Genomic DNA, 19522 nt, shown 5'->3' with positions numbered 1-19522 from the left:
CGGCGGCGGTGGGCGGGGCGGCGCCGGCGGGCGCATCGGGCGCGGCGGTCGCCGCGCCGGCCTCGGGCACGGCCGAAGCGCCGAACCCGGCCAGCGAGACGAACGTACCGGCGATGCAGGTGGCGCCGCCGTCGCCGGGCGGGCTCCGGTTCCCGAGCATCCGGCTGCACTGACGGGCTTACATTCGTTACAGCCGGAAACGATTCAGTCGGTAGCGTATGCGAACTTGCGCGTAAGCTACCTGCTCCAACCTTCGCATCGACTCATTCATGCAGGCCACTATGATGAAAAAACTGTTCCTGATCCCCGTTTTCGCGGCGCTGTTCTCGTTCGGCGGCGCAGCTCACGCGCAAGTCGACCAGTCGAACCCGCAGGCGCTGATCAAGACGGCGACGCAGCAGGTCCTCGACGAAGTCAAGCAGCAGACGATCAAGCAGGGCGACACCAACCGCATCATCTCGATCGTCAACAAGGACATCCTGCCGTACACCGATTTCCGCCGCACGACCCAGCTCGCGATGGGCCGCAACTGGCGCACGGCGACGGCCGAGCAGCAGCAGCAGGTTCAGGAGCAGTTCAAGCTGCTGCTGATCCGCACGTATTCGGGCGCACTCGCGCAACTGAAGCCCGACCAGCAGATCCAGTACCCGCCGTTCCGCGCCGATCCGGCCGATACCGACGTGGTGGTCAAGACGGTCGCGATGAACAACGGCCAGCCGGTCCAGATCGATTACCGCCTGTACAAGACGGCGAACGGCTGGAAGGTGTATGACCTGAACGTGCTCGGCGCATGGCTGATCCAGACGTACCAGCAGCAGTTCAACGAGAAGATCCAGCAAAGCGGCGTGGACGGCCTGATCAAGTTCCTGACGCAGCGCAACCAGGAGCTTGCCGCGGGCAAGCAGGCGTCGTGAGCGGCTTCGAAGCCGGCTCCTCGCTGACCGTCGCGAGCGCGAAGTCCGCGCTCGCGGACGGTCTTGCGCGCATCGGCGCGGGCGCGACCGCCGTCGATTGCGCGGCGCTCGCGCAGTTCGACTCGTCCGCGCTCGCCGTGCTGCTCGCATGGCAACGTGCCGCCAAAGCGCGCGGCGCGGCCCTCGACATCCTCAATCTCCCTCCGAAGCTCGCCAGCCTCGCGCGCGCCTACGGCGTCGACGCGCTCATCGAAGGCGCCGGGCGACATTGACCCTGTCCGACCGAAGCCTGCCGCGCCAGCCGGCGCGCGCACGCTTCAGGCCGCGCGCCGTCGGCGCCGGCTCCCCCAGCCGGTTTGCCCTATAATCAAGCGTTTTGCGGGGCAGCCAATCGGCGTCCGGCCCCCATTTTCTTTCGCAGCAAGCACAGAATAGGCGTCGCGGCCGTTGCGCCGCGCACAGTCATGTCAGCCATAGAAATCCGTCACGTCAAGAAGCGCTACAAGTCGCTTCAGGCGCTCAAGGGCGTCAGCCTGTCGGTCGAGGAAGGCGAGTTTTTCGGTCTGCTCGGCCCCAACGGCGCAGGCAAGACCACGCTCATCAGTATCCTCGCCGGGCTTGCCCGGGCCGACGAAGGCAGTATCTCGGTGCGCGGTCACGACGTCGTCCAGGACTTCCGCAACGCGCGCCGCGCCCTCGGCGTCGTTCCGCAGGAACTCGTTTTCGACCCGTTCTTCACCGTCCGCGAGACGCTGCGGATCCAGTCCGGCTATTTCGGGCTGCGCCGCAACGACGACTGGATCGACGAAGTGATGGCCAATCTCGATCTGACCGAGAAAGCCGACGCGAACATGCGTGCGCTGTCGGGCGGGATGAAGCGCCGCGTGCTCGTGGCGCAGGCGCTCGTGCACCGGCCGCCCGTGATCGTGCTCGACGAGCCGACCGCCGGCGTCGACGTCGAATTGCGCCAGACCCTGTGGAAATTCATCTCGCGCCTGAACCGCGAGGGTCACACGATCGTGCTGACCACCCATTACCTCGAGGAAGCCGAGTCGCTGTGCGACCGCATCGCGATGCTGCGCCGGGGCGAGGTCGTCGCGCTCGACCGCACCGATGCGCTGCTGCGCCGCTTCGCGGGGCTGCAGCTGTACCTGCGGCTCGCGACGGGCGCGCTGCCGGCCGAACTGCGCGGGCTGGAGACCGATCCGGCCGCGCGCGCGCCGGGCGAGCACCTGCTGCGCCTCGCGAGCTATGACGAGGTCGAGCGCATCCTCGCGCAATGCCGCGCGGCCGGCTGCACGTTCGACGAGATCGAGGTCCGCAAGGCCGACCTCGAGGATGTGTTCGTCCAGGTGATGAACGGGGCAGAGGTGATCGAGGGTCTGGCATGAATCAACACTCCCCACGCGAACTGCGTTCGCTGCCGCTCGAAGGGGCGGCCCGGCGCGTGCCGGGAAGCGGGTTTCGGACGCTGTTCTACAAGGAACTGCTGCGTTTCTGGAAGGTGTCGTTCCAGACGGTGCTCGCGCCGATCGTCACGGCGCTGCTGTACCTGACGATCTTCGGCCACGCATTGTCGGGCCGCGTCGAGGTGTATCCGGGCGTCGAGTACGTGAGCTTTCTCGTGCCGGGCCTCGTGATGATGAGCGTGCTGCAGAACGCGTTCGCGAACAGCTCGTCGTCGTTGATCCAGTCGAAGATCACCGGCAACCTCGTGTTCATGCTGCTGCCGCCGCTGTCGTACCGCGACATCTTCGGCGCCTACGTGCTCGCGTCGGTCGTGCGCGGGCTCGCGGTCGGCGCCGGCGTGTTCGTCGTGACGATCTGGTTTATCCCGATGCACTTCGCGGCGCCGCTGTTCATCATGGCGTTCGCGCTGCTCGGCTCGGCGATCCTCGGCACGCTCGGCCTGATCGCCGGGATCTGGGCCGAGAAGTTCGACCAGCTCGCCGCGTTCCAGAACTTCCTGATCATGCCGCTGACGTTCCTGTCCGGCGTGTTCTATTCGACGCATTCGCTGCCGCCCGTGTGGCGCGAGGTGTCGCGTCTCAACCCGTTTTTCTACATGATCGACGGCTTCCGTTTCGGGTTCTTCGGCGCGTCCGACATCAACCCGTTCGCGAGCCTCGCGATCGTCACCGGTTTCTTCGTGCTGCTCGCGCTGATCGCGATGCGGCTGCTCGCGACCGGCTACAAACTGCGTCATTGATATCGACAGGCCGCGGCCGCCCCACGGGCGGCGCGCGCCGACAGGAGCCTTACACCATGTTGCCGACTCCCGAACAGGTCAAGCAATACATCGCCGGCGGTCTCGCCTGCACGCATCTGGAAGTCGAAGGCGACGGCCAGCATTTCTTCGCGACGATCGTGTCGGCGGCCTTCGAAGGCAAGCGGCCGATCCAGCGGCACCAGCTCGTCTATGCGGCGCTCGGCGATCGCATGAAGCAGGAAATTCACGCGCTCAGCATGAAGACGCTGACGCCCGCCGAATGGCAGAACGCATAAACGGAAATCACTGAGTGCAAGTCACCGTCAACGAGCGCGACGCCGTCCAGAGCGTCGCCACGGCACACCCGGCCGCCAACGGGGAATCGCAGGGACAGGGGATGGACAAACTCGCGATCGAAGGCGGCAACCGCCTGTCCGGCGAGATCGTCGTGTCGGGCGCGAAGAACGCCGCGCTGCCGATCCTGTGCGCGGGGCTGCTCAGCGCCGAGCCGGTCGAGCTCGACAACGTGCCGAACCTGAAGGACGTGCGCACGACGCTGAAGGTGCTGAACCAGATGGGCGTGAAGAGCGAGACTGACGGCTGCCGCGTGCAGCTCGACGCGTCGCGCGTCGACAACCTCGTCGCGCCGTACGAGCTCGTGAAGACGATGCGCGCGTCGATCCTCGTGCTCGGGCCGCTGCTCGCGCGCTTCGGCGAGGCGAAGGTGTCGCTGCCGGGCGGCTGCGCGATCGGCGCGCGGCCGGTCGACCAGCACATCAAGGGCCTGCAGGCGATGGGCGCGGAAATCAGCATCGAGCACGGCTTCATCGAAGCGCGCGCGAAGCGCCTGAAGGGCGCGCGCATCGTGACCGACATGATCACGGTGACGGGGACGGAAAACCTGCTGATGGCCGCGACGCTCGCCGACGGCGAGACGGTGATCGAAAACGCCGCGCGCGAGCCGGAAGTGAGCGATCTCGCACACTTGCTGGTCGCGATGGGCGCGAAAATCGACGGCATCGGCACCGACCGCCTCGTGATCCAGGGCGTCGAGCGGCTGCACGGCGCGCGCCATGCGGTGATCCCCGACCGTATCGAGGCCGGCACGTTCCTGTGCGCGGTCGCGGCCGCCGGCGGCGACGTGATGCTGACGGGCGTGCGCCCGCACATCCTCGACGCGGTGATCGACAAGCTGCGCGAAGCCGGCGTGTCGATCGAGGAAGGCGACAGCTGGCTGCGCGTGAAGATGGACCGCCGCCCGCAGGCGGTGACGATCCGCACGTCGGAATACCCGGCGTTCCCGACCGACATGCAGGCGCAGTTCATGGCCCTCAATACGGTCGCGACGGGCACCGCGCAGGTCGTCGAAACCATTTTCGAGAACCGCTTCATGCACGTGCAGGAGCTGAACCGGCTTGGCGCGAACATCACGATCGACGGCAACACGGCGCTCGTGACGGGCGTCGACAAGCTGTCGGGCGCGAACGTGATGGCGACCGACCTGCGTGCATCGGCGAGCCTCGTGATCGCCGGGCTGCGCGCCGACGGCGAAACGCTCGTCGACCGCATCTATCACCTGGACCGCGGCTACGACCGCATGGAAGCCAAACTGACCGCCGTCGGCGCGAACGTGCGCCGCCTTTCCGGGAGCCAAGCATGAGCGCGCCGCTGACCCTCGCCCTGTCGAAGGGCCGGATTTTCGAGGAAACCCTGCCGCTGCTCGCCGCCGCCGGCGTGCAGGTGGCCGAGGATCCGGAAACGTCGCGCAAGCTGATCCTGCCGACGACCGATCCGAACCTGCGCGTGATCATCGTCCGCGCGAGCGACGTGCCGACCTACGTGGAATACGGCGCGGCCGATTTCGGCGTGGCCGGCAAGGACGTGCTGGTCGAGCACGGCGGCTCGGGCCTGTACCAGCCGATCGATCTGAACATTGCGCGCTGCCGGATGTCGGTGGCCGTGCCGGCCGGCTTCGACTACGCGAACGCGGTGCGCCAGGGCGCGCGCCTGCGGGTCGCGACCAAATACGTCGAAACGGCGCGCGAACACTTTGCCGCGAAGGGCGTGCACGTCGACCTGATCAAGCTGTACGGCTCGATGGAGCTCGCGCCGCTGGTCGGCCTGGCCGACGCGATCGTCGACCTCGTCAGCTCGGGCGGCACGCTCAAGGCGAACAATCTGGTCGAGGTCGAGGAGATCATGGCGATCTCGTCGCGCCTCGTCGTGAACCAGGCCGCGCTGAAGTTGAAGCGCGCGGCGCTCAAGCCGATCCTCGACGCGTTCGAACGCGCGTCGCAGAATGGCGGTTGAGCGCATCACCGTAACGGAACTCCCATGTCCATCACCATCCGCAAGCTCGATTCGACGAACGAAGGCTTCGGCGCCGCGCTGCGCGCCGTGCTCGCATTCGAGGCGAGCGAAGACGAAGCGATCGAGCAATCGGTCGCGAAGATTCTCGCCGACGTGAAGTCGCGCGGCGACGCCGCGGTGCTCGAGTACACGAACCGCTTCGACCGGCTGAGCGCGACGAGCGTCGGCGCGCTCGAACTGCCGCAGGACGCGCTGCAGACGGCGCTCGACGGCCTCGCGCCGAAGGCGCGCGCGGCGCTGGAAGCCGCCGCCGCCCGCGTGCGCGCGTACCACGAGAAGCAGAAGATCGAGTGCGGCACGCATAGCTGGCAGTACACGGAAAGCGACGGCACGGTGCTCGGCCAGAAGGTCACGCCGCTCGACCGCGTCGGCCTGTACGTGCCGGGCGGCAAGGCCGCGTATCCGTCGTCGGTGCTGATGAACGCGATTCCCGCGCGCGTGGCCGGGGTCGGCGAAATCGTGATGGTCGTGCCGACGCCGGACGGCGTGAAGAACGACCTCGTGCTGGCCGCGGCGCTGCTCGGCGGCGTCGATCGCGTGTTCACGATCGGCGGCGCGCAGGCGGTCGGCGCGCTCGCGTACGGCACGCAGACGGTGCCGGCCGTCGACAAGATCTGCGGCCCCGGCAACGCGTACGTCGCGTCGGCGAAGCGCCGCGTGTTCGGCACGGTCGGCATCGACATGATCGCCGGGCCGTCGGAAATCCTCGTGCTGTGCGACGGGACGACCGATCCGAACTGGGTCGCGATGGACCTGTTCTCGCAGGCCGAGCACGACGAACTCGCGCAATCGATCCTGCTGTGCCCGGACGGCGCGTTCCTCGAGCGCGTCGAGAAGGCGATCGACGAGCTGCTGCCGACCATGCCGCGCCAGGACGTGATCCGTGCGTCGCTCGAAGGCCGCGGCGCGCTGATCAAGGTGCGCGACATGGCCGAGGCGTGCCGGATCGCGAACGACATCGCGCCGGAACACCTCGAAATCTCGGCGCTGGAGCCGCAGCAATGGGGCCAGCAGATCCGCCACGCGGGCGCGATCTTCCTCGGCCGCTACACGAGCGAGAGCCTCGGCGACTACTGCGCGGGCCCGAACCACGTGCTGCCGACGTCGCGCACCGCGCGCTTCTCGTCGCCGCTCGGCGTGTACGACTTCATCAAGCGTTCGAGCCTGATCGAGGTCAGCGCGGAAGGCGCGCAGACGCTCGGCGAGATCGCGTCCGAGCTCGCGTACGGCGAAGGGCTGCAGGCGCACGCGAGGAGCGCCGAGTTCCGGATGAAGGGCTGAGCGCGCAGGGTGCGCGGGGCCGGGCAGGCGCCGATGCGCCGCGCCGGCCGCCCCGGATCGGGGCAGGGGACCAGTGCAGGGCGGCAGCCGCCGCCTTGCCGACCATTTGACGCCGGCGCGATGCACGCCGGCTTGAAACCATGACGACGCCACAAGACATCATCCGCCGCGACGTGCTCGCGATGACCAGCTATCCGGTGCCGGACGCGAGCGGGTTCGTGAAGCTCGACGCGATGGAGAACCCGTATCCGCTGCCCGAACCGCTCGCCGCGGCGCTCGGCGAGCGGCTCGCGCAGGTCGCGCTGAACCGCTATCCGGCGCCGCGCCCGGCCGCGCTGCTCGACAAGCTGCGCCATGCGATGGGCGTGCCGGCCGGCTGCGACGTGCTGCTCGGCAACGGCTCCGACGAAATCATCAGCATGATCTCGGTCGCGTGCGCGAAGCCGGGCGCGAAGGTGCTCGCACCGGTGCCGGGCTTCGTGATGTACGAACTGTCGGCGAAGTTCGCGCAGCTCGAATTCGTCGGCGTGCCGCTGAAGGCGGACCTGACGCTCGACGCCGACGCGCTGCTCGCGGCGATCGCCGAGCACCGGCCGGCGATCGTCTATCTCGCGTATCCGAACAACCCGACCGGCACGCTTTACGACGATGCCGACGTCGAACGGATCGTCGCGGCCGCGCGGCACAGCCTGATCGTGATCGACGAGGCGTACCAGCCGTTCGCCGAGCGCTCGTGGCTGCCGCGCGCCGCCGAGTTCGACAACGTCGTCGTGATGCGCACGGTGTCGAAGCTCGGCCTCGCGGGCATCCGCCTCGGCTATCTCGTCGGCTCGCCCGCGTGGCTGAACGAATTCGACAAGGTGCGACCGCCGTACAACATCAACGTGCTGACCCAGGCGACCGCCGATTTCCTGCTCGACCACCTCGACGTGCTCGACGCGCAGGCGGCCGAATTGCGCGCGGAACGCGCGCGCCTCGCGCAGGCGGTGGCCGCGCTGCCGGGCGCGATGGTGTTCCCGAGCGCCGGCAATTTCCTGCTGGTGCGCGTGCCGGACGCGGCCGCCGTGTTCGATGCGCTGCTCACCGAGCGGGTGCTGGTCAAAAACGTGAGTAAAATGCATCCGTTACTGGCCGAATGCGTGCGGCTGACCGTCGGTTCTCCCGACGAAAACGCTCGCCTCCTGGCCGCCTTGAAACTCGCGCTGCCCGGTTGAGCCCAGGGCGCGGCGGCGCGCGACGATCAATCCCCATTTACATCAGACTCAATCAAGGAATTGCCATGCGTGTGGCGGAAGTCGTTCGCAATACCAGCGAAACGCAGATCCGTGTGAAGCTCGATCTCGACGGCACCGGCCAGCAGAAGCTGGCCACCGGTGTGCCGTTTCTCGACCATATGCTCGACCAGATCGCGCGACACGGTCTGGTCGATCTCGAGGTCGAAGCGCATGGCGACACGCATATCGACGATCACCACACGGTCGAGGATGTCGGCATCACGCTCGGTCAGGCCGTCGCGAAGGCGATCGGCGACCGCAAGGGCATCCGCCGCTACGGCCACTCGTACGTGCCGCTCGACGAGGCGCTGTCGCGCGTCGTGATCGACTTCTCCGGCCGGCCGGGCCTCGAATTCCACGTGCCGTTCACGCGCGCGCGGATCGGCACGTTCGACGTCGACCTGTCGATCGAATTCTTCCGCGGGTTCGTGAACCACGCCGGCGTCACGCTGCACATCGACAACCTGCGCGGGATCAACGCGCACCATCAGCTCGAGACGGTGTTCAAGGCCTTCGGCCGTGCGTTGCGCGCGGCGGTGGAGCTCGACGAGCGCGCGGCGGGGCAGATTCCGTCGACCAAAGGTAGCCTCTGAACCTCCGGACGGACGACGCCAAGGACAACCTCACGGCTTCGGCGCGGCGCGCCGGCTTGCGATGGATCTGCTCAAATCGTTCATTTCGCTGCTCGCGCTGATCAATCCGGTCGGCGCGGTGCCGTTCTTCCTGAGCCTGACGGCGCAGCAGACGGACGGCGAGCGGCGGCGCACGATCCGGATCGCATCGGTGTCGGTGTTCTGCGTGATGACGGTGACCGCGCTGCTCGGGCAGCAGATCATCAACTTCTTCGGCATTTCGGTCGGGTCGCTCGAGGTGGGCGGCGGGATCATCATGCTGCTGATGGCGATCAACATGCTGAACGCGCAGATCGGCAACACGCGATCCACGCCGGAGGAGCGCCACGAAGCCGAGCTGAAGGACAACATCGCGGTCGTGCCGCTGGCGATTCCGCTGCTCACGGGCCCCGGCTCGATCAGCACGGTGATCATCTATGCGGCGAACGCGCATCACTGGTATGAGCGGGCCGGGCTGGTCGCGATCGGCGCGGTCCTGGCTGTTCTGTGTTTCGTCGCGATGCGGCTTGCCGAGCCGATCGCGACCTGGATCGGCCGCACCGGCATCAACATCGCCACGCGGCTGATGGGTCTGATGCTGTCGGCGCTGGCGGTGGAATTCATCGTCGATGGACTGAGGGCGCTACTGCCTGCACTGAGATGAAAACTTCGATTGCGATTGTGGATTATGGGATGGGCAACCTGCGCTCGGTCGCGCAGGCGCTCAAGAAGGCCGAACCGGCCGCCGACGTGGCGATCGTCGACACGCCGGCCGCGATTCGCGCGGCCGACCGCGTCGTGCTGCCCGGCCAGGGTGCGATGCCCGACTGCATGCGTTGCCTCGGCGAATCGGGACTGCAGGAAGCGGTGATCGATGCATCGCGCACGAAGCCGCTGCTCGGCGTGTGCGTCGGCGAGCAGATGCTGTTCGACTGGAGCGCGGAAGGCGACACGAAGGGCCTGGGCCTGTTGCCCGGCAAGGTCGTGCGTTTCGAGCTGGACGGCCGGCTGCAGGACGACGGCTCGCGCTTCAAGGTGCCGCAGATGGGCTGGAACCGCGTGCGCCAGGCGCAGCCGCACCCGCTGTGGGACGGCGTGCCCGACGACGCGTATTTCTACTTCGTGCACAGCTACTACGTGACGCCGGACAACCCGGCGCACACGGTAGGCGAAACGGCTTACGGCGCGCCGTTTACGTCCGCGGTCGCGCGGGACAACCTCTTCGCGACCCAATTTCACCCGGAGAAAAGCGCGGAGGTCGGGTTGCGTCTGTATCGCAACTTCGTGCACTGGAAACCGTAAAACGTGGTGCGCGAGCCACAGTCGACCTGGCCGAACGGCCTGTCGCACGTGGCACGCTCGCTTAAGCGCCGAAAGAGTTGTACTAAACTAGCGAGACGGCGCGGCACCGGTTTGGCCGGTACGCGCCGGATTCTTTTCATTTTCCACGACGACACCCGATTGCTATGTTGCTGATTCCGGCCATCGATCTCAAAGACGGTCAGTGTGTGCGCCTGAAACAGGGCGATATGGACCAGGCCACGATTTTCTCCGAGGACCCGGCGGCGATGGCCCGCAAGTGGGTCGACCTCGGCGCACGGCGGCTCCATCTCGTCGACCTGAACGGCGCATTCGCCGGCAAGCCGAAGAATCTCGACGCGATCGAAGCGATCCTCGACGAAGTCGGCGACGAAATCCCCGTACAGCTCGGCGGCGGCATCCGCAGCCTCGAGACGATCGAGAAGTATCTCGACGCCGGCCTGTCCTACGTGATCATCGGCACCGCGGCCGTGAAGAATCCGGGCTTCCTGCAGGACGCGTGCACCGCGTTCTCCGGCAACATCATCGTCGGGCTGGACGCGAAGGACGGCAAGGTCGCGACCGACGGCTGGAGCAAGCTGACGGGCCACGAGGTGATCGATCTCGCGAAGAAGTTCGAGGACTACGGCGTCGAATCGATCGTCTACACGGACATCGGCCGCGACGGGATGCTGCAGGGCATCAACATCGACGCGACCGTGAAGCTCGCGCAGGCGGTCGGCATCCCGGTGATCGCGAGCGGCGGCCTGTCGAACCTCACGGACATCGAGAGCCTGTGCGAAGTGGAAGAGCACGGCGTCGAAGGCGTGATCTGCGGCCGGGCGATCTACTCCGGCGATCTCGATTTCGCGGCCGCGCAAAAGCGCGCGGACGAACTGAACGGCGAACTCGACAACGCGTAACCGCGGTCGTCCCGTTCGCCGGGGCTGCCCGCGGGCAGCCCCGCCGGAAGCCTCGCGCGAGGCTTCCGTAACCGGCCGTCCCAGCGCGGCATTTGGCGCAACATCATGGCTCTAGCTAAACGCATCATCCCCTGCCTGGACGTGACCGCCGGGCGTGTCGTCAAGGGCGTCAACTTCGTCGAGCTGCGCGACGCCGGCGACCCCGTCGAAATCGCCCGCCGCTACGACGACCAGGGTGCCGACGAACTCACCTTCCTCGACATCACCGCGACCTCCGACCAGCGCGACCTGATCCTGCCGATCATCGAAGCCGTCGCGTCGCAGGTATTCATTCCGCTGACCGTCGGCGGCGGCGTGCGCGCCGTCGAGGACGTGCGGCGCCTGCTGAACGCGGGCGCGGACAAGGTCAGCATGAACTCGTCGGCGGTCGCGAATCCGCAGCTCGTGCGCGACGCGGCCGACAAGTACGGCTCGCAGTGCATCGTCGTCGCGATCGACGCGAAGCGCGTGTCGGCCGACGGCGAGACGCCGCGCTGGGAAGTGTTCACGCACGGCGGCCGCAAGAACACGGGCCTCGACGCGATCGAATGGGCGCGCAAGATGGCCGAGCTCGGCGCGGGCGAGATCCTGCTCACGAGCATGGACCGCGACGGCACGAAGTCGGGCTTCGACCTCGCGCTCACGCGCGGCGTGTCGGACGCGGTGCCGGTGCCGGTGATCGCATCGGGCGGCGTCGGCTGCCTGCAGGATCTCGCGGACGGCATCAAGGACGGCCGCGCCGACGCGGTGCTGGCCGCGAGCATCTTCCACTACGGCGAGCACACGGTCGGCGAGGCGAAGCGCTTCATGGCCGATCAGGGCATCCCGGTGAGGCTGTGATGAATACCGAAACGAAATCCCTGCCCGCGTGGCTCGACAAGGTCCGCTGGGACGACAACGGCCTCGTGCCGGTGATCGCGCAGGAAGCGTCGACGAACGACGTGCTGATGTTCGCGTGGATGAACCGCGAGGCGCTCGCGAAGACGGTCGAGACCCGGCGCGCGGTCTACTATTCGCGTTCGCGCAAGCGCCTGTGGTTCAAGGGCGAGGAGTCGGGCCACGTGCAGCACGTGCATGAGGTGCGGCTCGACTGCGACGAGGACGTCGTGCTGCTGAAGGTCGAGCAGGTGTCGGGCATCGCGTGCCACACCGGCCGGCATTCGTGCTTCTTCCAGAAATTCGAAGGTACGGTGGACAGCGGCGACTGGGTCGCGGTCGAGCCGGTGCTGAAAGACCCCGAACACATCTACAAATGACGCAATCGACCGAAGACACGCTGCTGCGCCTCGCGGCCGTGATCGATAGCCGCAAGGGCGGCGATCCCGATCAATCGTACGTGTCGCGCCTGTTCCACAAGGGCGACGACGCGGTGCTGAAGAAAATCGGCGAAGAGGCGACGGAAGTCGTGCTCGCCGCGAAGGACGTGCGCCAGGGCGGCGCGCCGGGCGCGCTCGTCGGCGAGGTGGCCGACCTGTGGTTCCACTGCCTCGTGATGCTGTCGCATTTCGACCTGAGCCCGGCCGACGTGATCGCCGAACTCGAGCGCCGCGAAGGCTTGTCGGGTATCGAGGAAAAAGCGCTGCGCAAGCGTCGCGAGCGCGAGGAAAACGGCGGGTGACGGGCAGGCCCCGCCGCGGTGGCAACAGTGCGGTAAGCTGTAAGAATTGTCATCCAACGGGGGTAGCATCATGAACGATACGTCGAACCAGTTTCCGACGCCGGCGGTGCCGGGCGCAGCGGATGCCGAACGCCTGAACGGGCTGCGCACGCTCACGCACGTGCTCTACGGCCTCTATGCATTTCACTGGCTGACGGGCGGCGTGACGGGCATCATTGCGATCATCATCAACTACGTGAAGCGCGGCGATGTGGCCGGCACGCCGTACGCCGATCACTTCGAGTGGCAGATCCGCACGTTCTGGCGCGCGCTGATCGCGTACGTGATCGGGTTCGCGCTGGCCTTCGTGGTGATCGGATTCGCGGTGATGTTTGTCACATGGATCTGGACGCTGTACCGTATCATCAAGGGTTGGCTGTACCTGAACGACAACAAGACGCTCGATCCGCAGGCGTGGTTCTGACCGGCCGGGCGGGCGTTTGCAGGAGCAACATGAGTCACGATCCGAATTGCCTGTTCTGCAAGATCGCTGCAGGCGAGATCCCGAGCACGAAGGTGCACGAGGACGACGAATTCGTCGCGTTCTGCGACATCCGCCCGGCGGCCGACACGCACGTGCTCGTGATTCCGCGCCGGCACCTGCCGACGCTGTCGGCGGCAGGTGAGGCCGATGCGCCGATGCTCGGCCGGCTGATGCTGCTCGTCGCGCGTCTGGCCGACCAGCTCGGCGTCGCGTATACGGGCGGCGAAACGGGTTTTCGCACGGTGATCAACACGGGCCCGGGCGGCGGGCAGGAGGTCTACCACCTGCACGCGCATATCCTGGCCGGCCCGCGCCCGTGGCAGCGAATGGGTTGACGACGCGGGGCGTTTCCCCGCATCCGATAGTCGAAGCCGGCGCGTCGCCGGCGATTTGCGCCGCATGGCGGCGTGGTTGAGGAGAGGTTTCATCATGGGTGGATTGAGCATTTGGCACTGGCTGATCGTGCTGCTGATCGTCGCGCTGGTTTTCGGGACGAAGAAGCTGCGCAACATCGGCAACGACCTCGGCAGCGCCGTCAAGGGTTTCAAGGACGGCATGAAGGAAGGCGAAACGCCGGCGGATGCGCAGCAGCTGCCGCGTTCGGGCGCGGTCGACGTCAACGCGAAGGAAACGACGCGTTCCGATTCGAACAAGGCGTAACGCCGGCACGCTGACAGGCATTCTCGATGCTGGATCTCGGTCTTTCGAAGATGGCGCTGATCGGCGTCGTCGCGCTCGTGGTGCTCGGCCCCGAGCGCCTGCCGCGCGTCGCGCGTACGGCAGGCGCGCTGTTCGGCCGCGCGCAGCGGTACATCAACGACGTGAAGGCCGAGGTCTCGCGCGAAATCGAACTCGACGCGCTGCGGACGATGAAGACCGATTTCGAATCGGCCGCGCGCAACGTCGAGACGACGATTCACGACAACCTGCGCGAGCACGAGAAGGAACTGAACGACACGTGGCATTCCGCGGTCGGCGGTCTTGACGGGGCGTCCGGCGACGCCGGTTCCGTCGGTTCCGCGGGTTCCGACACGCCTGCGGCGCCGTCGTGGCGAGGCAGTTCGACCGCGCTTGCGCCGAAGCGTCGCAACTGGCGCATCAAGCAGGCGGCGACACCTGTCTGGTACAAGCGCGCGACCACCCGCCGCACGCACGTGCAGTCGGGCGCCGCGCGTGTCGCGCGCCACCAGCCGGCCAGCCTGCGCCGGCCGACGCGCTTCTTCTGAGTCGAGCGCATGCTCGCTCGTCAATCCTACCGAGGGCCGGTGTGAGCGACCCCCAGCAGAACCCGGGCGACGCCCCGGAAGAAACCTTCATTTCCCATCTCGTCGAGCTTCGCGATCGCATCATTCGCGCGGGGCTGGCCGTGATCGTCGTGTTCGTCGGGCTCGTCTACTGGGCGCCGGACATCTTCAAGCTGCTCGCGCGGCCGCTGATGGACAACCTGCCGAAAGACGGCAAGATGATCGTCACCGACGTCACCGGCTCGTTCTTCGTGCCGATGAAGGTCACGATGCTCGTCGCGCTCGTGATCGCGCTGCCGATCGTGCTGTACCAGATCTGGGCGTTCGTCGCGCCCGGGCTGTACCAGCACGAGAAGAAGCTCGTCGCGCCGCTCGTCGGCAGCAGCTACTTCCTGTTCCTGTGCGGGATGGCGTTCGCGTACTTCCTCGTGTTTCCGACGATCTTCCGGGTGATGGCGCACTACAACGCGCCGCTCGGCGCCGAGATGACGACCGACATCGACAACTACCTGAGCTTCGTGCTGGGGATGTTCATCGCGTTCGGGGTCACGTTCGAGGTGCCGATCGTCGTCGTGCTGCTCGTCCGGATGGGCGTGCTGTCCCTGAAGAAGCTGAAGGAGATGCGGCCGTACGTGATCGTCGGCGCATTCGTGGTCGCGGCGGTCGTCACGCCGCCGGACGTGTTCTCGCAACTGATGCTTGCGCTGCCGCTTATCGTGCTGTTCGAGATCGGGCTGCTGGCCGCGCGGTTCTTCGTACCGAAGAAGCCGGTGGAAGAGGGCGAGGCAGGCAACGGCGAAGCCGCGAGTTGACCGCGCCGCCGCGTGGCGCTGCGGCCAGGTCGGCGTGGGCCCGGTACCGCGGTTGGCCGCCGGCCGGTGCGTGGCATAGCCATCTTCCCGGCCAGGCATCGTTTGAAGCAAGGTGAAAGGGCAGCCGGCCGGCTGCCCTTTTTCAATTCCGCATCGCGTCATGACCGGCAGGCGGCGTGCCGCCCGCCGACCGTCATTCGCTGTCGCTGTCCTGCTCGTCGAGTGCCTGTTTCGGCGGCGGCGGGCGCTTGCCGATCACGACGTTCACGTCGAACTGCTTGCCCTTGCGCACGACGTGCACCTTGGTGGGCGTGCCCGGCTTGATCTGCGCGACGACGTTCAGCAGCTTCGTCGTGTCGGTGATGTCCTCGCCGTTGACGTTCACCAGGATGTCGCCCGGCCGGATGCCGGCCTTGTCGGCCGGGCCGCCCTGCAGCACGCCCGCGACGATCGCGCCCGATTTCTGCTGGAGCCCGAACGACTCGGCGATTTCCGGCGTGACGTCCTGCGGCTCGACGCCGATCCAGCCGCGCGTGACCGAGCCCGTCGTGATGATGCTTTCGAGCACCGTGCGCGCGGTCGAGACCGGAATCGCGAAACCGATGCCGAGCGAGCCGCCGGAGCGCGAATAGATCGCCGTGTTGATGCCGAGCAGGTTGCCGTTCACGTCGACCAGCGCGCCGCCGGAGTTGCCGGGGTTGATCGGCGCGTCGGTCTGGATGAAGTTCTCGAACGTGTTGATGCCGAGGTGGTTGCGGCCGAGTGCGCTGATGATGCCCATCGTGACCGTCTGGCCGACGCCGAACGGGTTGCCGATCGCGAGCACGACGTCGCCGACGCGCGACTGGTCGGAGCGCCCGAGCGTGATCGTCGGCAGGTTCGTCATGTTGATCTTCAGCACCGCGAGATCGGTTTCGGGATCGCTGCCGATCACCTTCGCGGTGGCCGTGCGGCCGTCGGCGAGCGCGACTTCGATCTGGTCGGCGCCGTCCACGACGTGCTGGTTCGTTAGAATGTAACCTTCAGGGCTCACGATGACGCCCGAGCCGAGGTTGGCGGCCGGCTCGTCCTGCTGCTTGCGGGCGTTGCGGTCGCCGAAGAAGTAACGGAACAGCGGATCCTTCGCGCGCGGGTCGGGCGGCAGCGAGCCGTCCTTGCTGGAGAACACGTTGACGACGGCCGGCATCGCCTTCTGCGCGGCTTCGGCATACGACGTGGTTGCCGGTGCGCCGCCGATGCCCGGTGCGACTTCGCGCAGCGCGACGATCGGCGTGGCGAGCTGCTTGCCGAGCTGTCCTTGCCGTTGCAGCCATTGCGGCTTGAGCGTCACGACGATGAACATCAGCGCGAGCAGTACGGTCACCGCCTGCGCGAAGAACAGCCAGAAGCGTCTAAGCATCTGAATGGATTAGAGGTTTATATGGATCGGATCGAACTCGAATTGTACTTGAACAATACCCTTGAAACCGCGCGCTTCAAGGACTATTGCCCCAACGGCCTGCAGGTCGAGGGGCGCCGCAAGATCGAGAAGATCGCCACCGGCGTGACGGCGTCGGTCGCGCTCCTCGAAGCCGCCCTCGAATGGGGCGCGGATGCCGTGCTCGTCCATCACGGCTATTTCTGGCGCAACGAGGCGCCGCAGATCACCGGCCGCAAGTATCAGCGCCTGAAACTGCTGCTCGCGAACGACCTGAACCTGTTCGCGTTTCACCTGCCGCTCGACGCGCACCCCGAATTCGGCAACAACGCGCAGCTCGGCGAGAAGCTCGGGCTGATCGGCGAGCAACGTTTCGGCGAAGGCGATCTCGGCTGGATGGCGACGCTGCCGATGCCCGTCACGCTCGAGCACTTCGTCGCGAAGGTCGAGCACACGCTCGGCCGCACGCCGCTCGTGCTCGGCGATCCGGACACGCAGTTGCGCCGCATCGCGTGGTGCACGGGCGCCGCGCAGAGCTATTTCGATGCGGCGATCGACGCCGGGGCGGACGTGTTCCTGACCGGCGAGGTATCCGAGTCGACCACGCACGCGGCGGCGGAAAGCGGTGTCGCGTTCGTTGCGGCGGGGCACCATGCGACCGAACGCTACGGAATTCAGGCGCTGGGGCGCCACTTGTCCGAGGAATTCGATCTCGAACACCTTTTTATCGATATTCATAATCCGGTCTGAGCGCCGGATTTGCGGCGGTGCATCGAAATTCCGCAATGTAGCATCCGCTTAAAAGCGAAATGATTTAATTGCTCCGATAGTGGGGGATAACCCTTAACTATCAAACACTTCGAAGGGATTTTCATCTCCGGGCCTTGTAAATGACGACTCCATTCGAGCAAACTAGCGGCGGAATGGAAAGTCGTGACGGAAAATCCAACTCAGAAGTGGGGCGTGTGATGCGAGACAAGGAAGAGAAACGCGTCGACAGCGGCCGCCGTACCTGGCTGATTGCGACATCCGTAGCAGGTGGCGTAGGAGGCGTCGCCACCGTCATACCTTTCGCGGCGTCGCTTGCGCCGTCCGCGAAAGCAAAAGCAGCCGGTGCGCCGGTCGAGGTCGACATCAGCGGTCTGAAGCCGGGCGAAATGGTCACCGTGCCGTGGCGCGGCAAACCCGTCTGGATCCTGAATCGCACCGATTCGATGCTGGCCGACGTCGTCAAGGCCGACAAGGAAGTGGCCGATCCGGCCACGAAATCCCCGTATTCGATGCCGTTGCCCGCGTATTGCGCGAACGAATATCGGTCGCGGGCCGATCGCAAGAACATTCTCGTCGTGATGGCCGTGTGTACGCACCTCGGCTGCACGCCTAGCCAACGCTTCACGCCGGGTCCGCAGCCGAACCTGCCGGACGACTGGCCGGGCGGTTTCCTGTGCCCGTGCCATGGTTCGACCTACGACCTCGCCGGCCGCGTGTTCAAGAACAAGCCGGCGCCTCAGAATCTCGACATCCCGCCCTACATGTTCACGTCGGCGACGACCCTCGTGATCGGCAAGGACGAGAAAGGAGAAGCGTGATGGCCGCCGACAACAACGAAGTCTCCACGACAGGTTTCACCGGCTGGATCGACCAGCGCTTCCCGTTCACGTCCACCTGGAAGAAGCACGTATCCGAGTACTACGCGCCGAAGAACTTCAACTTCTGGTACTTCTTCGGCTCCCTCGCGCTGCTCGTGCTCGTCAACCAGATCGTCACGGGCATCTTCCTGACGATGAACTACAAGCCCGACTCGATGCTCGCGTTCGCGTCGGTCGAGTACATCATGCGCGAGGTGCCGTGGGGCTGGCTGATCCGCTACATGCACTCCACCGGTGCATCGATGTTCTTCGTGGTCGTGTACCTGCACATGTTCCGCGGGCTGCTGTACGGCTCGTACCGCAAGCCGCGCGAGCTCGTCTGGATCTTCGGCTGCGCGATCTTCCTGTGCCTGATGGCCGAGGCATTCTTCGGCTACCTGCTGCCGTGGGGCCAGATGTCGTTCTGGGGCGCGCAGGTGATCGTGAACCTGTTCTCGGCGATTCCGTTCGTCGGCCCGGACCTGTCGCTGTGGATTCGCGGCGACTACGTCGTGTCCGACGTCACGCTGAACCGCTTCTTCGCGTTCCACGTGATCGCGATCCCGCTCGTGCTGGTCGGCCTCGTCGTCGCGCACCTGGTTGCGCTGCACGAAGTCGGGTCGAACAACCCGGACGGCATCGAGATCAAGGCGAAGAAGGACGAGAACGGCATCCCGCTCGACGGCATCCCGTTCCACCCGTACTACTCGGTGCACGATTTCCTCGGCGTGTGCGTGTTCCTGATGGTGTTCGCGCTGATCGTGTTCTTTTCGCCGGAGATGGGCGGCTACTTCCTCGAGGCGAACAACTTCGTCCCGGCGAACCCGCTGCAGACGCCGCCGGAGATCGCGCCGGTCTGGTACTTCACCGCGTTCTACGCGATGCTGCGCGCGACCACCGACCCGTTCAAGATCGTGCTGATGATCGTGATCGCGCTGCTCGGCGTGCTCGCGCTGATCCGCGCGCGCGGCAAGTGGAAGATCGGGCTGCCGGTGCTGGCCGCCGCGATCGTCGTGTTCATGTACCTGACGGAATCGAAGTTCTGGGGCGTCGTCGTGATGGGCGCGGCGGTGATCACGCTGTTCTTCCTGCCGTGGCTCGACCGCAGCCCGGTGAAGTCGATCCGCTACCGGCCGCTGTTCCACAAGGTGTTCCTCGGGATCTTCGTCGCGGCGTTCCTGACCCTCGCGTTCCTCGGCACGCGGCCGCCATCGCCGGCGGCGACGCTGATCGCGCAGGCCTGTGCGTTGATCTATTTCGCGTTCTTCCTCGGCATGCCCGTCTGGACGCCGCTTGGCACGTTCAAGCAGCCGCCGGAACGGGTGCGCTTCAAGCCCCATTAACGTGAGCGAGGAGAGAA

Annotated in this window: 25 protein-coding genes and 1 pseudogene; 25 read left to right on the top strand and 1 reads right to left on the bottom strand. The window is 66.3% G+C overall.

Annotated elements, in window-relative coordinates:
* The 22 genes and pseudogenes from QZM15_RS25970 to tatC all read left to right on the top strand — a co-directional run.
* Window positions 1-173 (top strand): annotated as a pseudogene (locus tag QZM15_RS25970) (VacJ family lipoprotein); the annotation flags it as partial.
* 111 nt (window positions 174-284) lie between these two features.
* Window positions 285-914: a phospholipid-binding protein MlaC gene (locus QZM15_RS25965; protein ID WP_059577402.1), complete on the top strand. Its 630-nt coding sequence runs from the start codon at window positions 285-287 to the stop codon at window positions 912-914.
* Complete coding sequence (locus QZM15_RS25960) at window positions 911-1186, top strand: lipid asymmetry maintenance protein MlaB (RefSeq protein WP_059577268.1); 276 nt, start codon at window positions 911-913, stop codon at window positions 1184-1186. The genes QZM15_RS25965 and QZM15_RS25960 overlap by 4 nt, the downstream gene beginning before the upstream one ends.
* A gap of 192 nt (window positions 1187-1378) precedes the next feature.
* Window positions 1379-2305: an ABC transporter ATP-binding protein gene (locus QZM15_RS25955; protein WP_011694114.1), complete on the top strand. Its 927-nt coding sequence runs from the start codon at window positions 1379-1381 to the stop codon at window positions 2303-2305.
* A complete protein-coding gene (locus QZM15_RS25950) occupies window positions 2302-3123 on the top strand; it encodes an ABC transporter permease (RefSeq protein ID WP_226289898.1) in 822 nt (273 codons plus the stop codon). The genes QZM15_RS25955 and QZM15_RS25950 overlap by 4 nt, the downstream gene beginning before the upstream one ends.
* A 56-nt stretch (window positions 3124-3179) precedes the next feature.
* On the top strand, window positions 3180-3419 hold the full coding sequence (locus QZM15_RS25945) for a BolA family protein (RefSeq protein ID WP_006477131.1): 240 nt from the start codon (window positions 3180-3182) through the stop codon (window positions 3417-3419).
* Window positions 3420-3433: 14 nt separating this feature from the next.
* On the top strand, window positions 3434-4783 hold the full coding sequence (gene murA, locus QZM15_RS25940) for a UDP-N-acetylglucosamine 1-carboxyvinyltransferase (RefSeq protein WP_059640178.1): 1350 nt from the start codon (window positions 3434-3436) through the stop codon (window positions 4781-4783).
* Window positions 4780-5433: an ATP phosphoribosyltransferase gene (gene hisG / locus QZM15_RS25935; protein WP_034209773.1), complete on the top strand. Its 654-nt coding sequence runs from the start codon at window positions 4780-4782 to the stop codon at window positions 5431-5433. Before murA ends, hisG begins: the two co-directional genes overlap by 4 nt.
* A gap of 24 nt (window positions 5434-5457) precedes the next feature.
* Window positions 5458-6774 (top strand): histidinol dehydrogenase, encoded by a 1317-nt coding sequence (hisD, locus tag QZM15_RS25930; protein WP_059577262.1) that lies wholly within the window; start codon window positions 5458-5460, stop codon window positions 6772-6774.
* Between the two features lie 140 nt (window positions 6775-6914).
* Window positions 6915-7988, top strand: a complete 1074-nt coding sequence (gene hisC, locus QZM15_RS25925; protein ID WP_302107513.1) for a histidinol-phosphate transaminase — start codon at window positions 6915-6917, stop codon at window positions 7986-7988.
* 65 nt (window positions 7989-8053) lie between these two features.
* Complete coding sequence (gene hisB, locus QZM15_RS25920) at window positions 8054-8641, top strand: imidazoleglycerol-phosphate dehydratase HisB (RefSeq protein WP_006477126.1); 588 nt, start codon at window positions 8054-8056, stop codon at window positions 8639-8641.
* A gap of 61 nt (window positions 8642-8702) precedes the next feature.
* On the top strand, window positions 8703-9323 hold the full coding sequence (locus QZM15_RS25915) for a MarC family protein (RefSeq protein WP_060315496.1): 621 nt from the start codon (window positions 8703-8705) through the stop codon (window positions 9321-9323).
* Window positions 9320-9961 carry an imidazole glycerol phosphate synthase subunit HisH gene (gene hisH / locus QZM15_RS25910; protein WP_059577249.1) on the top strand — a complete coding sequence of 214 codons (642 nt, stop codon included), beginning with the start codon at window positions 9320-9322 and terminating at the stop codon, window positions 9959-9961. Before QZM15_RS25915 ends, hisH begins: the two co-directional genes overlap by 4 nt.
* Before the next feature lie 164 nt (window positions 9962-10125).
* On the top strand, window positions 10126-10881 hold the full coding sequence (gene hisA, locus QZM15_RS25905) for a 1-(5-phosphoribosyl)-5-[(5-phosphoribosylamino)methylideneamino]imidazole-4-carboxamide isomerase (protein WP_059577248.1): 756 nt from the start codon (window positions 10126-10128) through the stop codon (window positions 10879-10881).
* 105 nt (window positions 10882-10986) lie between these two features.
* Window positions 10987-11760 (top strand): imidazole glycerol phosphate synthase subunit HisF, encoded by a 774-nt coding sequence (hisF, locus tag QZM15_RS25900; protein WP_039366643.1) that lies wholly within the window; start codon window positions 10987-10989, stop codon window positions 11758-11760.
* Entirely contained in the window at window positions 11760-12176 is a 417-nt protein-coding gene (gene hisI, locus QZM15_RS25895) for a phosphoribosyl-AMP cyclohydrolase (protein WP_059577245.1), read from the top strand. Before hisF ends, hisI begins: the two co-directional genes overlap by 1 nt.
* Entirely contained in the window at window positions 12173-12538 is a 366-nt protein-coding gene (locus QZM15_RS25890) for a phosphoribosyl-ATP diphosphatase (RefSeq protein WP_027783358.1), read from the top strand. Before hisI ends, QZM15_RS25890 begins: the two co-directional genes overlap by 4 nt.
* Before the next feature lie 70 nt (window positions 12539-12608).
* On the top strand, window positions 12609-13001 hold the full coding sequence (locus tag QZM15_RS25885) for a hypothetical protein (protein WP_059236499.1): 393 nt from the start codon (window positions 12609-12611) through the stop codon (window positions 12999-13001).
* A 29-nt stretch (window positions 13002-13030) separates the two neighbouring features.
* Window positions 13031-13396: a histidine triad nucleotide-binding protein gene (locus QZM15_RS25880; protein ID WP_302107512.1), complete on the top strand. Its 366-nt coding sequence runs from the start codon at window positions 13031-13033 to the stop codon at window positions 13394-13396.
* 94 nt (window positions 13397-13490) lie between these two features.
* Entirely contained in the window at window positions 13491-13721 is a 231-nt protein-coding gene (gene tatA, locus QZM15_RS25875) for a Sec-independent protein translocase subunit TatA (protein ID WP_006477115.1), read from the top strand.
* A 26-nt stretch (window positions 13722-13747) separates the two neighbouring features.
* On the top strand, window positions 13748-14287 hold the full coding sequence (gene tatB / locus QZM15_RS25870) for a Sec-independent protein translocase protein TatB (RefSeq protein ID WP_059577243.1): 540 nt from the start codon (window positions 13748-13750) through the stop codon (window positions 14285-14287).
* Between the two features lie 41 nt (window positions 14288-14328).
* Window positions 14329-15117 (top strand): twin-arginine translocase subunit TatC, encoded by a 789-nt coding sequence (tatC, locus tag QZM15_RS25865; RefSeq protein WP_059577240.1) that lies wholly within the window; start codon window positions 14329-14331, stop codon window positions 15115-15117.
* A 193-nt stretch (window positions 15118-15310) separates the two neighbouring features.
* Here tatC and QZM15_RS25860 read toward each other — a convergent pair whose 3' ends face one another.
* Window positions 15311-16516 carry a S1C family serine protease gene (locus QZM15_RS25860; RefSeq protein WP_302107511.1) on the bottom strand — a complete coding sequence of 402 codons (1206 nt, stop codon included), beginning with the start codon at window positions 16514-16516 and terminating at the stop codon, window positions 15311-15313.
* A gap of 21 nt (window positions 16517-16537) precedes the next feature.
* Between QZM15_RS25860 and QZM15_RS25855 the strand changes: the two genes are divergently transcribed.
* From QZM15_RS25855 to QZM15_RS25845, 3 genes are all read left to right on the top strand, one after another.
* On the top strand, window positions 16538-17284 hold the full coding sequence (locus QZM15_RS25855; protein WP_059577234.1) for a Nif3-like dinuclear metal center hexameric protein: 747 nt from the start codon (window positions 16538-16540) through the stop codon (window positions 17282-17284).
* A gap of 218 nt (window positions 17285-17502) precedes the next feature.
* On the top strand, window positions 17503-18123 hold the full coding sequence (gene petA, locus QZM15_RS25850; protein WP_006491868.1) for a ubiquinol-cytochrome c reductase iron-sulfur subunit: 621 nt from the start codon (window positions 17503-17505) through the stop codon (window positions 18121-18123).
* Window positions 18123-19505, top strand: a complete 1383-nt coding sequence (locus QZM15_RS25845; protein WP_302107510.1) for a cytochrome bc complex cytochrome b subunit — start codon at window positions 18123-18125, stop codon at window positions 19503-19505. Before petA ends, QZM15_RS25845 begins: the two co-directional genes overlap by 1 nt.
* Window positions 19506-19522: the final 17 nt, after the last annotated feature.

This window comes from Burkholderia sp. AU44665 (assembly GCF_030504405.1).
Classification (GTDB): domain Bacteria; phylum Pseudomonadota; class Gammaproteobacteria; order Burkholderiales; family Burkholderiaceae; genus Burkholderia; species Burkholderia semiarida.
Note: the sequence above shows the minus strand (reverse complement) of the source record. Positions and strands in the feature narration are given on the sequence as shown.

Bases quoted from the DNA above. Each gene is read 5' to 3' on its own strand.
- QZM15_RS25860 (WP_302107511.1), bottom strand. From the start codon at position 16,516: ATGCTTAGACGCTTCTGGCTGTTCTTCGCGCAGGCGGTGACCGTACTG.
- QZM15_RS25855 (WP_059577234.1), top strand. From the start codon at position 16,538: ATGGATCGGATCGAACTCGAATTGTACTTGAACAATACCCTTGAAACC.
- QZM15_RS25890 (WP_027783358.1), top strand. From the start codon at position 12,173: ATGACGCAATCGACCGAAGACACGCTGCTGCGCCTCGCGGCCGTGATC.
- QZM15_RS25965 (WP_059577402.1), top strand. From the start codon at position 285: ATGAAAAAACTGTTCCTGATCCCCGTTTTCGCGGCGCTGTTCTCGTTC.
- tatA (WP_006477115.1), top strand. From the start codon at position 13,491: ATGGGTGGATTGAGCATTTGGCACTGGCTGATCGTGCTGCTGATCGTC.
- hisI (WP_059577245.1), top strand. From the start codon at position 11,760: ATGAATACCGAAACGAAATCCCTGCCCGCGTGGCTCGACAAGGTCCGC.
- QZM15_RS25845 (WP_302107510.1), top strand. From the start codon at position 18,123: ATGGCCGCCGACAACAACGAAGTCTCCACGACAGGTTTCACCGGCTGG.
- hisC (WP_302107513.1), top strand. From the start codon at position 6,915: ATGACGACGCCACAAGACATCATCCGCCGCGACGTGCTCGCGATGACC.
- hisH (WP_059577249.1), top strand. From the start codon at position 9,320: ATGAAAACTTCGATTGCGATTGTGGATTATGGGATGGGCAACCTGCGC.
- hisG (WP_034209773.1), top strand. From the start codon at position 4,780: ATGAGCGCGCCGCTGACCCTCGCCCTGTCGAAGGGCCGGATTTTCGAG.
- QZM15_RS25955 (WP_011694114.1), top strand. From the start codon at position 1,379: ATGTCAGCCATAGAAATCCGTCACGTCAAGAAGCGCTACAAGTCGCTT.
- hisF (WP_039366643.1), top strand. From the start codon at position 10,987: ATGGCTCTAGCTAAACGCATCATCCCCTGCCTGGACGTGACCGCCGGG.
- hisA (WP_059577248.1), top strand. From the start codon at position 10,126: ATGTTGCTGATTCCGGCCATCGATCTCAAAGACGGTCAGTGTGTGCGC.
- QZM15_RS25950 (WP_226289898.1), top strand. From the start codon at position 2,302: ATGAATCAACACTCCCCACGCGAACTGCGTTCGCTGCCGCTCGAAGGG.
- QZM15_RS25880 (WP_302107512.1), top strand. From the start codon at position 13,031: ATGAGTCACGATCCGAATTGCCTGTTCTGCAAGATCGCTGCAGGCGAG.
- tatB (WP_059577243.1), top strand. From the start codon at position 13,748: ATGCTGGATCTCGGTCTTTCGAAGATGGCGCTGATCGGCGTCGTCGCG.
- petA (WP_006491868.1), top strand. From the start codon at position 17,503: ATGCGAGACAAGGAAGAGAAACGCGTCGACAGCGGCCGCCGTACCTGG.
- QZM15_RS25915 (WP_060315496.1), top strand. From the start codon at position 8,703: ATGGATCTGCTCAAATCGTTCATTTCGCTGCTCGCGCTGATCAATCCG.
- hisD (WP_059577262.1), top strand. From the start codon at position 5,458: ATGTCCATCACCATCCGCAAGCTCGATTCGACGAACGAAGGCTTCGGC.
- QZM15_RS25885 (WP_059236499.1), top strand. From the start codon at position 12,609: ATGAACGATACGTCGAACCAGTTTCCGACGCCGGCGGTGCCGGGCGCA.
- QZM15_RS25945 (WP_006477131.1), top strand. From the start codon at position 3,180: ATGTTGCCGACTCCCGAACAGGTCAAGCAATACATCGCCGGCGGTCTC.
- hisB (WP_006477126.1), top strand. From the start codon at position 8,054: ATGCGTGTGGCGGAAGTCGTTCGCAATACCAGCGAAACGCAGATCCGT.